Origin of the sequence: Janthinobacterium sp. PSRC1-1 (genome assembly GCF_049897525.1) — a bacterium.
GTDB lineage: Bacteria > Pseudomonadota > Gammaproteobacteria > Burkholderiales > Burkholderiaceae_D > Janthinobacterium > Janthinobacterium tructae.
Genome location: NZ_JAFCWK010000003.1, coordinates 550,130 through 563,681, shown reverse-complemented (window position 1 = coordinate 563,681; position 13,552 = coordinate 550,130). Strand labels below are relative to the sequence as shown.

The 13,552-nt window shown below is 65.4% G+C and carries 11 protein-coding genes; 9 read left to right on the top strand and 2 right to left on the bottom strand.

The annotated features are described in order from the left end of the window. The first annotated feature begins 2 nt into the window (after positions 1 to 2). Positions 3 to 1,238, top strand: coding sequence for a Zn-dependent hydrolase (locus tag ACP7DW_RS09095; protein ID WP_426054464.1), 1,236 nt, complete (start codon positions 3 to 5; stop codon positions 1,236 to 1,238). 56 nt (positions 1,239 to 1,294) lie between these two features. Then, positions 1,295 to 2,677 (top strand): tetratricopeptide repeat protein, encoded by a 1,383-nt coding sequence (locus tag ACP7DW_RS09090; protein WP_426054465.1) that lies wholly within the window; start codon positions 1,295 to 1,297, stop codon positions 2,675 to 2,677. Here the strand turns inward: ACP7DW_RS09090 and ACP7DW_RS09085 are convergent. Both ACP7DW_RS09085 and ACP7DW_RS09080 read right to left on the bottom strand, forming a co-directional pair. Further along, positions 2,674 to 4,428 (bottom strand): allantoate amidohydrolase, encoded by a 1,755-nt coding sequence (locus ACP7DW_RS09085; protein ID WP_426054466.1) that lies wholly within the window; start codon positions 4,426 to 4,428, stop codon positions 2,674 to 2,676. The two genes, ACP7DW_RS09090 and ACP7DW_RS09085, sit on opposite strands and share 4 nt — an antisense overlap. Positions 4,429 to 4,501: 73 nt before the next feature. Further along, entirely contained in the window at positions 4,502 to 5,440 is a 939-nt protein-coding gene (locus ACP7DW_RS09080) for a LysR substrate-binding domain-containing protein (RefSeq protein WP_071079255.1), read from the bottom strand. A 131-nt stretch (positions 5,441 to 5,571) separates the two neighbouring features. On the opposite strand from ACP7DW_RS09080, the gene ACP7DW_RS09075 reads away from it, so the two are divergent. The 7 genes from ACP7DW_RS09075 (at position 5,572) to ACP7DW_RS09045 (ending at position 13,547) form a co-directional block, all read left to right on the top strand. Beyond that, positions 5,572 to 6,798 carry a urate hydroxylase PuuD gene (locus tag ACP7DW_RS09075; protein ID WP_426054467.1) on the top strand — a complete coding sequence of 409 codons (1,227 nt, stop codon included), beginning with the start codon at positions 5,572 to 5,574 and terminating at the stop codon, positions 6,796 to 6,798. Continuing rightward, positions 6,795 to 8,027, top strand: a complete 1,233-nt coding sequence (locus ACP7DW_RS09070) for a M20/M25/M40 family metallo-hydrolase (protein WP_426054468.1) — start codon at positions 6,795 to 6,797, stop codon at positions 8,025 to 8,027. Before ACP7DW_RS09075 ends, ACP7DW_RS09070 begins: the two co-directional genes overlap by 4 nt. Before the next feature lie 63 nt (positions 8,028 to 8,090). Next, positions 8,091 to 9,452 carry an amidase gene (locus tag ACP7DW_RS09065; RefSeq protein WP_426054469.1) on the top strand — a complete coding sequence of 454 codons (1,362 nt, stop codon included), beginning with the start codon at positions 8,091 to 8,093 and terminating at the stop codon, positions 9,450 to 9,452. A 127-nt stretch (positions 9,453 to 9,579) separates the two neighbouring features. Further along, the gene (locus tag ACP7DW_RS09060; protein WP_426054470.1) at positions 9,580 to 10,872 is read left to right on the top strand and encodes a paraquat-inducible protein A; all 1,293 of its coding nucleotides are present in this window, start codon (positions 9,580 to 9,582) and stop codon (positions 10,870 to 10,872) included. After that, positions 10,865 to 12,505: an intermembrane transport protein PqiB gene (locus ACP7DW_RS09055; protein ID WP_426054471.1), complete on the top strand. Its 1,641-nt coding sequence runs from the start codon at positions 10,865 to 10,867 to the stop codon at positions 12,503 to 12,505. The genes ACP7DW_RS09060 and ACP7DW_RS09055 overlap by 8 nt, the downstream gene beginning before the upstream one ends. Next, positions 12,502 to 13,098 (top strand): PqiC family protein, encoded by a 597-nt coding sequence (locus ACP7DW_RS09050; protein ID WP_426054472.1) that lies wholly within the window; start codon positions 12,502 to 12,504, stop codon positions 13,096 to 13,098. Before ACP7DW_RS09055 ends, ACP7DW_RS09050 begins: the two co-directional genes overlap by 4 nt. A gap of 47 nt (positions 13,099 to 13,145) precedes the next feature. Beyond that, entirely contained in the window at positions 13,146 to 13,547 is a 402-nt protein-coding gene (locus ACP7DW_RS09045; RefSeq protein WP_426054473.1) for a DUF2946 domain-containing protein, read from the top strand. Positions 13,548 to 13,552: the final 5 nt, after the last annotated feature.

The following is a 13,552-nucleotide window of genomic DNA, read 5'->3' as shown; positions in this document are numbered from 1 at the left end:
TAATGGATGATCTACGCATCAATGGCGAACGGCTGTGGGCAGCCCTGATGGAACTGGCGCAGATCGGCGCGACAGTGAAAGGCGGCGTCAAGCGCCTGGCACTGACGGACCTCGACAAACAGGGCCGCGACCTGGTGGTGCGCTGGGGCAGGGAGGCGGGCATGAGCATCACCATCGACCAGATCGGCAATGTCTTCATGCGCCGCGACGGCACCGACAATACCCTGCCGCCCGTGATGACGGGCAGCCATATCGACACGCAGCCCACGGGCGGCAAGTTCGATGGCAATTACGGCGTGCTGGCGGGACTGGAAGTGGTGCGCACCCTGAACGACCTCAATATCAAGACGCGATCGCCCATCGAGGTGGCCTTCTGGACCAACGAGGAAGGCTCGCGCTTCGTGCCCGTGATGATGGGTTCCGGCGTATTTTGCGGCGCCTTCTCGCTCGAAACCGCGTATGCGGCGAAAGACACGGAAGGCAAAACGGTGGGCGAGGAGCTGGCGCGCATCGGCTATCGTGGAGACCAGGTGCCGGGCGACCATCCGATCGGCGCCTATTTCGAAACGCATATCGAGCAGGGGCCTGTGCTGGAAGACGCCGATAAAGTCATCGGCGTGGTGCCTGCCGTGATGGGCCTGTCGTGGTACGACTGCGTGGTGACGGGCATGGAAGCGCATGCGGGACCGACGCCCATGGGCCTGCGCAAGGATGCGCTGCAGGTGGCCACCGTCATCATGCAGGAAGTCGTCGCCATTGCCAAGCGCTACCCGCCGTATGGGCGCGGCACGGTGGGCATGGTGCAGGTGTTCCCGAACAGCCGCAACGTGATCCCCGGTGAAGTGACATTCAGCATCGACCTGCGCAATGTGAACGACGAACTGCTCAACACCATGCATGGCGAGATCACGGCCTTCATCGACGCCACGCGCGAAAAAACAGGCTTGGGCATTTCACTGGAAAGGGTGTCCTATTACCCGCCATGCCCGTTCCACCCCGATTGCGTGGGCGCCGTGCGCAATGCCACGGCAAAGCTGGGTTATTCCGTGATGGACGTGGTCTCGGGCGCCGGTCACGACGCCATCTACGCGGCCCGGCTGGCGCCGGCCGGCATGATCTTCGTGCCGTGCAAGGACGGCATCAGCCACAATGAAATCGAGGATGCCAAGCCCGAGCACCTGGAAGCGGGCTGCAATGTGCTGCTGCACGCGATGCTGGAGCGGGCCGTGGCCGTCTAGCTGCCGCTGCGCGCTGGTGCTATGCTGGGCGCCTTGCGACAACAGGCGGCCCAGCGATGAGCATTTCCGATACCGATACCGAGCGGCGTCCGGCTGCGCTGCACGCCGCGCGTGGCGGCGAACTGCTGTCCATGGGCGACGCGGCGGGTGCGCTGGCGTGTTTCCAGCAGGCGCTGGCACTTGACCCCGACAACGTGTTTTCCCTGGCCAACCTGGCCTGGATGCGGGAACAGGCGGGCGCGCTGGAACACGCCGTGGCCTTGTACCTGCGCGCGCTGGCGCACATGCCGGACGATGCGCATCTGCTGCAAAACCTGGGCGCGCTGCTGCTGCGCATGCGTCGCATGGACGAAGCCGGGCAAATCTTGCGCCGCGTACTGGCGCTGGAGCCCGAACGCTCTTCCGCCTGGTCCAACCTGGGCGTGCTGGAGGCCAGCCTGCAGCGCGAAACACAGGCGGAGCGCTGCTACCGCCATGCCATGGAACTCGATCCGGCCTACGCGAACGCGCGCTACAACCTCGCCTACCTGCTGCTGCGCCAGGGCCGCCTGGCGGAAGGCTGGCAAATGCTCGAAGCGCGGCCGCAACCGTCCGCGTTTGGCGACTACTTCCACTTCCCGCGCTGGCAGGGAGAGTCGCTGGCCGGCAGGTCGCTGCTGATCTGCCCCGAAGCGGGCATGGGCGATATGCTGCTGCTGTGCCGCTACGTGCCTTTGCTGCGCGATCTGGGCGCGGCCAGCGTGTCGCTACTGTGCCATGCGCCGCTCAAGGCGCTGCTGCGCACCGTGCCTGGCATCGACGAGGTGCTGGCCATCGGCGAGGCGGTCGCGCAGGGCGGACGCGATTATTGGGTCGCCCTGCTGAGCATTCCCGGCCTGTGCGGTACGGTCCTGGAAACGATACCGTCGAACGTGCCGTATTTGCACGCGGATGCGCGCGCCGTGGCCGCCTGGGCCGCGCGCTTGCCGCCCGCGCCGCTGCGCGTGGGCCTGGCCTGGAAAGGCAATCCCGCATTTGAAAACGATGGCGCGCGTTCGCTGGCGGCGCTCGACACGCTGGCGCCGCTGGGCGCTGTGGCCGGCGTGCAGTTTGTCAGCTTGCAGAAGGGCGCCGGCGAGGATGACACTTCGGCGTCACTGGCCCTGGTCGGCGGCGGCGCGGCGCTGGGCGACATGGCCGATACGGCGGCGCTGATCGCCAACCTGGACCTGGTGATCAGCGTCGATACTGCCGTGGCCCATCTGGCCGGGGCGCTGGGCAAGCCGTGCTGGCTGCTGCTGCCCGACTACCAGCCGGACTGGCGCTGGATGGCCGGGCGCCTCGATACGCCCTGGTATCCCACGATGCGGCTGTTCCGCCAGCCTGCGACAGGTGGCTGGCAACCCTTGATTTGCCATCTTGCGCAGGAACTGGCGCGCTGGCGCCAGGCGCACGGCTAGGCTTTTGGCTGGAAATTCCGCAAGAAATGCAGCAGCGCGCGCGCCGCGATATCGGCGTCGTCGGCCGTCATGGTTTCCAGCGGATTGTGGCTGATGCCGCCATTGCCGCAGCGCGTAAACAGCATGGCCACGTCGGTGATGGCGGCCATGGCCATGGCGTCGTGGCCCGCGCCCGACAGCAGCGCGTATGGTTCGATGCCGACCGATTCCACGGCTTGCGCCAGTTGCGCCATCAGCCATGGCGCGCACGGCGCGGCACGCGCCGACAGCAGCAGTTCCAGCTGGTAGTCGATCTGGCGCCGCGCGCAGATGCCTGCGATGCCATCGAGGATGTCGTCGACGGCCGCCTGGCGCACGGCATCAACGGCCGCGCGGATATCGAGCGACAGGGTGCAGGCGCCGGCGATCACGTTGACGGAACCGTTGGGCACCTGCAGCTGGCCGACCGTGCCCACCAGCGCTACGCCCTGGCTGCAGCGCTGTTCCACCAGCAGGATGATTTCGGCCGCCGCGCTGGCCGCGTCGCGTCGCATGTGCATCGGCGTGGTGCCCGCGTGGCTGGCCACGCCGCCAAGATGGAGCAGGTAGCGCGAGCTGCCGGCAATCGCCGTGACGATCCCCAGCGGCAGGTCGCGCTCGAGCAGCACGGGGCCTTGTTCGATATGCACTTCCACATAGCCGAGCAAGTCGGCGGGATCGCGCGCGATGGCGCCGATGGCGCTCGCCTCGTGACCGGCGGCGGCCAGCGCGTCGCGCATGCTCACGCCATCCGCGTCAAGCTGTTCCAGCAGCGACAAGTCGAACCTGCCCGTGACGGCCGTGCTGCCCAAAAACGTGCTCTTGAAGCGCACGCCTTCCTCTTCGGCGAAGCCGACGACCTCGACGTGGAAGGGCAGCTTTTCACCCCGTTCGTGCAGGTGGCGCACGACGGCGATCGGCAGCACGATGCCCAGCCGGCCGTCGTACTTGCCGCCGTTGCGCACCGTGTCGTAATGCGATCCCGTCATCAGGGTCTTCGCGCCTGGCAGGTTGGACGGGTAGCGGCCGACCACATTGCCGACGGCGTCGATATGCACCTGCATGCCGGCCTCGCGCATCCAGTCGGCCAGCTGCGCGGCCGTTTTCCGGTGCGCCGGCGTCAGGTAGGCGCAGGTCAGGTTGTAATCGCTGTCGCTCCAGCCGGCCAGGGTTTCCGCCTGCTGCATGATGGCCGGGCCGAAGTCCAGGCGCACGTCGAACAGCTCGTTCAGGCGCAGCTCGGCGATGCGCTTGATCTGCCGCAGCGATTCGGCCAGTTCATCGGCGCGCCGGTTCTTCAGGCGCCGGGCAAAGGTGGCGATGATGTCCTGGCGCGACAAGCCTTCGCCCGTCGGGCCCTTGACGGCCAGGATGAAGGGAAAGCCGAACTTGGCGTTGTACTCGCTGTTGAGGCGCTGCAGGGTGGCAAATTCGTCGGCGCTGCACAGGTTCAGGCCGGACTTGGCCTGTTCGCGCGTCGATTCCATCGTCAGCTGTCCCGCGACGGCGGCCTTGCCGGCCAGTTCGGGGTGGGCGCGTATCAGCCCCAGTTGTTCTTCGGGCGAGGCCAGGGCCAGCACGCGCTGCAATTCCGTCTTGAGCGCCGTCAGGCTGGCAAACGGCCGCGCGGCGGCTGCGCGCTGGGCGATCCAGGGCGAATGTTCGTAGATGCCATGCAGCTGCGCGATAAAATCGGCCTGGCTGCCGGCGTTCAGGTCTGAAAGGGTGGTCATGGTTTTCCGATCATGCAAGCAGTGATGATAGCGCCCCGTTCCTGCATCCATTATATGCGCGTGCTGATAGCGGCTATCGCTGTACCAGCGCCTTGGCCGCCGCGCTGACCTGGTCGCGCAGCCATTTATGCTCGGGCGCCTGGTGCACGCGCTGGTGCCACAACTGGTAAAAGCGCATCGGCGGGAATTTCAAGGGCACGGTATACGTTTTCAGCGGCAGGGTCTTTTCATAGAAGCGCATGAACTGGCGGCCCGTGGTGAGTACCAGGTCCGTCTGCGTCAGCATGTAGGGGATCAGGCCGAAATATGCCGATTCGACCACCACGTTGCGCTGCAGGTTTTGCCGTTCGAGGAAGGAGTCGATCACGCCGTGGTAGCCCGGCATCATCTGCGACGGCGCCACGTGGGGCAGGCTCAGATAATCGTCGAGCGTCATGGCGTCGCTGGCCGTGCGGCGCGCATAGGCGTTTTCCGCATGCATGGCGCAGACGATGGGATCTTCGAACAGCTTCGAAATGTGCAGATGGGCGGGCGGCTCGTCCCAGTTGGCGATGACCAGATCCAGACCTCCGTCGGACAATTGCCGGATATGGTCGATGCCCGGTCCCAGGCTGTGCAGCACGACGCGGCTTTTCGGCGAACCGCGGCGCAGCTGGGCCACCACATTGGGCAGGAACTGGCTGTCCAGGTAGTCGGGCGCGGCGATATGGAAGGTGCGCGCCTCTTCCTGCGCCACGAACGGCGTCTTCTTGATGAACAGGCTCTCCGTCTGGTCGAGGATGCGCTTGGCCGGATTGAGCAGGCTTTCGCCATGCTGGGTGGGCACCATGCCGCGCGCGCCGCGCACCAGCAGCGGGTCGCCCGTGAGTTCGCGCAGCTTGCGCAAGGAGGCGGAAATCGACGGCTGCGGCTGATTGAGTTTCAGCGCCACGCGCGAGACATTCTTTTCCACCAGCAGCAGGTAGAGGATGCGGATCAGGTGCAGGTCGAGGTGTTGCGGCAGGCTGGACATGTGGCGGCGGCTCTGTTGTATATCGATTTGAATATGTCAAATATACGATATTTTTCATGTGAAGGGCGGTAAATCCGTTTATCTTGTGTAGATTGGCACGAATATGGGTTCGGTCTGACTAGAGGAAATTTATGGAAGTATTTGCCTACCTGATTCCGTACGGCCTGGAGTGGCTGAACCTGATCGTCCGCTGGCTGCACGTCATCACGGGCATCGCCTGGATCGGTGCTTCCTTTTATTTTGTCTGGCTCGACAACTCGATCCGCCCGCCCGCGCCCGGCTCCGAGCTGGCGAAGAAGGGCGTCTCGGGGGAGCTGTGGGCCGTGCATGGCGGCGGCTTCTATAACCCGCAAAAATACCTGCTGGCGCCCGCCGAACTGCCGAAGGAGCTGCACTGGTTCAAATGGGAAGCGTATTCCACCTGGCTGTCCGGCTTTGCGCTGCTGACGATTGCCTATTACTTCAATGCCCAGGCCATGATGATCGACAAGGCCGTGGCCGATATCTCCAGCGGCCAGGCCGTCGGCATCGGCATCGCCACCCTCGTCATCGGCTGGACCGTGTACGACCTGCTGTGCCGCTCCAAGCTGGCGCACTATGAACTGTGGTTCGGCGTGACGGTGTTTGCGCTGATCGTCGGCGCCGCGTACGTGCTCACGCATTTGCTCAGCGGGCGCGCCGCCTACATCCACGTGGGCGCCATGATCGGCACCATCATGGTGGCCAATGTGCTGATGCTGATCATTCCCGGCCAGCGCAAGATGGTCGAAGCCATGGCCGCCGGCAAGCTGCCCGATCCGAAGCATGGCCAGAAGGCCAAGCAGCGCAGCGTGCATAACAATTACTTTACCTTGCCGGTGCTGTTCATCATGATCAGCAACCACTACGCGATGACCTATCGGAACGATCATGCCTGGCTGGTGCTGGCGCTGATCATGGCGGCCGGTGTCTTCATTCGCCACTTCTTCAACCTGCGCCACAAGGGCCGTGTCGAGTGGCGCTATCCGGCCATCGGCATGGCCCTGCTGCTGGCCGTCGCTATCGCCATCGCGCCGAAAGCGCCCGTGGCGGCCGCGCCTGCGGTGGACCCGGCCGCGCAGTTCCAGCGCGCGCATGCCATCATCGCCCAGCGCTGCGCCACCTGCCATTCGGCCCAGCCCACGCAAGCGGGTTTCGCCACGGCGCCGGCCGGCATGATGCTCGATAATGAAACGCAAATCCGCCAGCACGCGGCGCAAATCTACAAGCAGGCCATCGAGCTGAAAGCCATGCCGATCGGGAACCTGACCAATATGACGGAGGCCGAGCGCAGCGAATTGGGCGCCTGGCTGCAACAGACCATGCAAGGAGCAAAATGACTACGCACGCAGAAAAAATCACGGCCTGGATCGACGCACACTTCGACGAAGAAGTCGCCTTTTTACAGCAGGTGGTGCAGCAGCCGACGGATACGCCGCCCGGCAATAACGCGCCCCATGCGGAGCTGGTGGCGCAGCTGTTGCAGGCATATGGCTGGCAGGCGGAGCAGCATGCGGTACCTGCGGACCAGGTCGAGGCCTATGGCATGCAGAGCATCACCAACCTGATCGTGCGCCGGCCGTATGCCGAGGGCGGGCCGACCGTGGCCCTGAACGCGCATGGCGACGTGGTGCCGCCCGGCGACAACTGGACGTATCCGCCATATGGCGGCCAGATCGACGGCGGCTATATCTACGGCCGCGCGACGGCCGTGTCAAAAGGCGATTTCGCCACCTATGTGTTTGCCGCGCGCGCGCTCGAAGCGCTGGGTATTCCATTAAAAGGCCAGCTGGAGCTGCACTTTACGTATGACGAGGAATTCGGCGGCTTGCTGGGGCCGGGCTGGCTGCTGGAACAGCAGCTGACGAAGCCCGATTTCGTCATCGCCGCCGGTTTCAGCTACGGCATCGTCACCGCGCACAACGCCTGCCTGCAGCTGGAAATCACCGTGCATGGCAAGTCTGGCCACGGCTCCATGCCGGAGACGGGGCATGACGCGCTGCAGGCGGCCAACAAGATCCTCAACGCCATCTACGGCCAGCTGCCGGAGCTGAAAAAGATCAAGTCAAAAGTCGCTGGCATCGATTCGCCCACCATGCTGGTGGGCCGCATCGACGGCGGCACGAATACGAATGTGGTGCCGGGCAAGGTGGTCATGAAGATGGACCGCCGCATGATCCCGGAAGAAGACCCGGTGGCGGTGGAAGCGCAGGTGCGCGCGCTGATCGAGGACGCCGTGAGCGGCGAACCTGGCATCCGCATCGAGATCCGCCGCCTGCTGCTGTCGCACGCGCTGCGGCCCTTGCCCGGTTCCGAGCAGCTGGTCGGCAGCCTGCAGAAAAACGCGCAAGCCATCCTTGGCGAGACGATTCCCGCCGTCGGCACGCCCCTGTATGCGGATGCGCGCCTGTATGGCGAACGGGGCATCCCCGCCGTGCTGTATGGCGCCGGTCCGCGCACGGTGCCCGAGTCGAACGCGAAGAAGGCCGACGAGCGCCTGGCGCTCGATGATTTGCGCAAGGCCAGCAAGATCGTCGCCCTGACCCTGCTCGACTTCCTGGCCGCCTGACAGGGCGACGACCATGCCGCTGGCATCCGGTAAGATGCATGCCTGGAAAATCGAGGAGGCAGCATGGAGTTGACTGGCAAGACGACGATACGGGAACTGGCGGCCGACCTGGCCGCCGGCCGCCTCACCAGCGTGGCACTGACGCAGCAGATGCTGGCACGCGCCGAGGCGCACCGGGCGCAAGGCGGCCATGCCTATGTCAGCCTCGATGGCGCACAGGCCCTCGCCGAGGCCCGGGCCAGCGATGCGGCGCGCGCCGCGGGCTGGGTGCCTTCGCCGCTGGCCGGCGTGCCTATTTCCATCAAGGACCTGTTCGACGTCAGGGGACAGGTCAGCAGCGCCGCCTCGCTGGCGCTGGCCGATGCGCCGCCCGCCGATGCCGATGCGCTTGCCGTGGCGCGCCTGCGCGCGGCCGGCGCCGTCCTGCTTGGGCGCACCAACATGAGCGAATTCGCGTTTTCCGGCCTGGGCTTGAACCCCCATTACGGCACGCCGCGCAATCCGCACGACCACGCGCGCGTGGCGGGCGGCTCCACCTCGGGCGGCGCCGTGACGGTGGCCTTGGCGATGGCGGCTGGCGCGCTGGGCACGGACACGGGCGGCTCGATCCGTATCCCGTCCGCCTTTTGCGGCTTGTCGGGTTTCAAGCCGACGGCGGCGTCCGTGCCGCTGGCCGGCACGGTGCCCTTGTCGCGCTCCCTCGACTCGGCCGGCCCCATCGCCCACAGCGTCGATTGCTGCGCCATCCTGTATGCGGCCTTGTCCGGCCACGATATTGCCGATGCTGCGCCAGCCCTGAAAGGCTTGCGCTTCGGCTTTACCAGCGATTACGTAGGCGCCAATGTCGAGCCGCAGGTGCAGCAGGCTTTCGGGCGCGCGCTGGACAAATTGCGCGCGGCCGGCGCGCAGGTGGACCAGTTCGATTTCCCGGAATTGCTGGCGCTGCCGGGTATCAATGGCGGCGGCGGCCTGGTGGCGGCGGAAGCGTGGCACTGGCACAGGGTGCTGCTTGAAGAGAAGGGCGCGCAATACGACCAGCGCGTGGCGGCGCGTATCCGCCGCGGCCAGCAGCAAGGCGCAGCGGACTACATCGATCTGCTCGATGCGCGTGCGCGCCTGATCGCCATCGCGAAGCAGCGTCTGGCGCCGTTCGACGCCTGGCTGATGCCCAGCGTGGCGGTTCTGGCGCCGCTGGTCGCGCCGCTGGAAGCGGACGACGCCACCTTCTTTGCCACGAATGGCCTGGTGCTGCGCAACGCCAGCGTGATCAACTTTCTCGACGGCTGCGCGCTGTCGCTGCCGTGCCACGCCGAGGGCGAGCTGCCCGTGGGCCTGGGCATCTGCGGTCTGGCCGGCGCCGACGATCAAGTGCTGCAAATCGGCCGCGCCGTGGAGGCGCTGTTGCGGGGGCGTGAAAAAGAATAGTGCCGTAGTGCAGGAAAATGCCAACTCTGTCATGATGGCTGGCATTGACATGGGATAGTCGCGCTTCGGGCGCCGGCAAACTTCAACTGTGCACCGATACGACCTGATTAGCTGTCATGACTGCGGCGTGCTGTACCGCAAACGTCCGCTGCGTCCACGCGAAAAGGCGCGCTGCATCCGTTGCCGCTCGGTGCTGTATCGCGGCGCGCACGCGCGCGGCGCCTCGGCCGAATTGACCAAGGTGGTGGCGCTGACCCTGGGTGCCGCCCTGGTTTTCCTGATCGCGCAGTTTTTCCCCATCGTCGAACTCGACGTCAATGGCCTCACGTCCAGCGCCACCTTGCTCGGCTCCATCCGCGTGCTGTGGTCCGAGCAGATGCACATCGTGGCGACGATGGTGTTCCTGTTTACCATCCTCTTTCCCGCCATCGAACTCGCTTCCCTGCTGTATGTGGCGCTGGGCTTGCGCGGCGGCGTCAAGGTGCCGGGCTTTAACCGCGTGCTGCGCGCCGTGCAGACGGCGCGCGAATGGGGCATGACGGAAGTGCTGATGATCGGCATCCTGATCACCGTCGTGAAGATGACCAGCCTGGCCACGGTGCTGCCGCAACCGGGGCTGTTCGCGTTTGGCGCGCTGACCCTGATGCTGGCCATCGTCGTCTCGTTCGACCCCAAGGCCCTGTGGAACCTCGGCGACGACTTGACCCGTCAAGCGCTGCCCGGCATCCGCTACAAGGCCTTCGCGCCGGGCGCGAAGATCGTGCCCTGCCACGCCTGTGGCCTGGTGGCGCCGCCGCTGGGCAAGGGCAGGCATCTGGCGTGCGTGCGCTGCGGCACGACCCTGCATGTACGCAAACCGGACAGCATCAACCGCACCTGGGCCTTGCTGATCGCCGCCATGATCCTCTACATTCCCGCCAACCTCCTGCCCGTGATGGTGACGTATTCCCTGTTTGGCGCGCAGGACGACACCATCATGAGCGGCGTGGTGCTGTTCTGGACCAGCGGCTCGAAAGGCCTGGCCATCATCATTTTCATCGCCAGCGTGGTCGTCCCGATGTTGAAACTGGGCGTGCTGGCGCTGCTGGCGTTCACGGCGCAGCGGCGTTCACGCTGGCGGCCGCGCCAGCGCACCATCTTGTACCGCATGGTCGAATTCATCGGCCGCTGGTCCATGCTCGACATCTTTGTCGTCACCCTGACGGTGGCGCTGGTGCGCTTCAAGTCGCTGGCCGTGATCACGGCCGGCCCCGGCGCGCTGGCCTTTGGCGCCGTGGTGGTGCTGACCATGCTGGCGGCGATGCAGTTCGACCCGCGCCTGATCTGGGACCCCGTCGACGGGCAGGTACCTGGCGAGGAAGAACCCGTGGTGGTGGCAAATACCGGAAACAATACAGTGATTGGAGAACAGCATGTCTGACAAAGAAGCAGGCGACCTTGCCGAAACGGGTGGCCAGGGCGTCCCCCCGTTGCCGGAACCCGATGTGGAACAGGGCAGCCGCTGGCTGCCGTCGCTGGTCTGGCTCATTCCGCTGCTGGCCGCGCTGATCGGCGCCGGCCTGGCCGCCAAGTCCATCCTCGACCAGGGCCCCACGGTAACGGTCAGCTTCAAGAGCGCCGAAGGCCTGGAGCCGGGCAAGACCAAGGTCAAATACAAGGATGTCGACATCGGCCAGGTGCGCGCCATTACCCTCGGCGAGGACTTGAGCAAGGTGCTGGTGACGATCGACATGAGCAAGGAAGCGCGGCGCTTCGCCACGGCCGATTCGCGCTTCTGGGTGGTGCGCCCGCAGATCGGCGCCAGCGGCGTGACGGGGCTGGGCACCTTGCTGTCGGGTGCCTACATCGGCGTCGACACGGGCAAGTCGGAAGCCAAAAAAGAGAACTTCGTCGGCATGGAAAACCCGCCCGCGGTGGCCGGTGACCAGAAGGGCAAGCTGTACACGCTGCATGCGGACAGCCTCGGCTCCGTCGACGTGGGTTCGCCGCTGTTCTTCCACCGCCTGCGCGTGGGCAAGGTGGTCAGCTTCGCGCTGGACAAGGATGGCAATGGCATCACCATGTCGGTATTCGTGAACGCCCCGTACGACCAGTTCGTCGGCAAGAATGCGCGCTGGTGGCATGCCAGCGGCGTCGACGTGCGCCTCGATTCGAGCGGCTTCAAATTGAATACGCAGTCGCTGGCGGCCATGCTGGTGGGCGGCATCGCCTTCGAGGCGGAAAACGGCCGCAAGCCCGAGGAGCCCGCGCCCGCCAATACCAATTTCCGCCTGGCGGCCGACGAGGCCAGCGCCATGCGCGAACCCGATGGTGAAGCCATTACCACCGTATTCTATTTCGACCAGTCCCTGCGCGGCTTGCAGCCTGGCGCCACGGTGGACTTCCGCGGCATCGTGCTGGGCGAGGTGCGCTCGGTGGGCATCGAATTCGATCCCGTGAAGAAGAACTTCCGCATGCCCGTCACCGTCAGTCTGTATCCGGCCCGCCTGGGCATGCGTTTCAAGACGGCCGTCGACGATGCGGAGGGATCGGCCGGCCACCAGCTGCTCGAACGCATGGTCAGCCGCGGCTTGCGCGCGCAGCTGCGCACGGGCAACCTGCTCACCAGCCAGTTGTACATCGCGCTGGATTTCTTCCCGAAAGCGCCGAAGGTGGCGCTGGACTTGAACAAATATCCGCTGGAAGTGCCGACCGTACCGAATACCCTGGATGAACTGCAGACGCAGATCGCCAGCATCGCCCGTAAGCTCGATCAGGTGCCGTACGCGGAGATCGGCAACAACCTGAACGCCACCATCAAGCAGGCCAATACCCTGTTCAAGCAGCTCGATGGCCAGGTGGTGCCGGAAATGCGCGACACCCTGACGGCGGCGAAACAGACCTTCGGCACGGCCGAACAGGTGCTGCAAAAGGATTCGCCGCTGCAGTCGGACGTGCGCCAGGCCTTGCAGCAACTGACGCAAACCCTGCAATCGCTCAATGCCCTGTCGGATTACCTGGAACGTCATCCCGAGTCCCTGATCCGCGGTAAAAAAGGAGATGAAAAAAAATGATGAAACCGATTTTTTCCGCGCTGCTGGCTGGCAGCCTGCTGGGCGCCTGCTCCACGCCCCAGCCCGAGCATTTCTATACGCTCAGCGGCGGCGCCGATGCGCAGCCGGCCAAACCCGTGAAATACTATGTCGAGGTGCTGGCCGTCAGCGTGCCGCAGCAGGTGAGCCGCAACCAGTTTGTCGTGACGGCGCCGTCGGGACGCATCGAATTGCTGGAGCAGCAGCGCTGGGCAGGGCCGCTGGCCGGCGAGATCGGCCAGGCCCTGTCCACGGCCGTGACGAATGACCTGGGCGCCATCGACGTGTTCCGCACGCCGCATCCGGACAACCTGCCCGTGTACCGCATCAGCACCAATGTGCAGCGTTTCGAGTCCGTGATGGGCCAGTATGCGCTGATCGACGCCGTGTGGAGCGTGCGCCAGCTGGCCAGCAACAAGGTGGTCACTTGCCGCACGATCGCCAATGAAAAGGTGGGCGCCGGCTACGATGAACTGGTGCTGGGCCACCGCCGCGCCGTGGGCCGCATCGCCGCCGATACGGCGAGCGTGGTGCGCGCTTTTGACAACGGCAACGCCGCCTGCCCGGCCGCCTGAGCGCCATTGCGCTACCCAGTCCCGGCGGCCGCTGGTAAAATGCGGCCATGGGAATGACCTTGTTCACGCGCCGCTTTGCCGCCTGGATCGCCTGCTTTGCGATCCTGCTGGCGGCGCTCGCGCCATCGATTTCCCAGGCCGTCGCCAACGCCAAGCAGGAATCGGGCTCTGGCTGGGCGGAAATCTGCTCGGTGGCCGGCATCCGCTTCGTCCAGGTCGATGATGATGGCGCCGCCGATGGCAAGTCCGGCGGCAAGGCCATGCAGATGGAGCACTGCGCCTTCTGTTCCACGCATGCGGGTTCCGTCGGCCTGCCGCCCGCCAACCCCGTGCTGCCGCTGCTTGTGGCCAGCGGCACGGCCATTTTCCCGGCGCTGTACTACCAGTCCCCATCCCCGCTGTTCATCTGGTCCACCGCGCAGTCGCGCGCGCCGCCCACCCTCGTTTAAGTTTT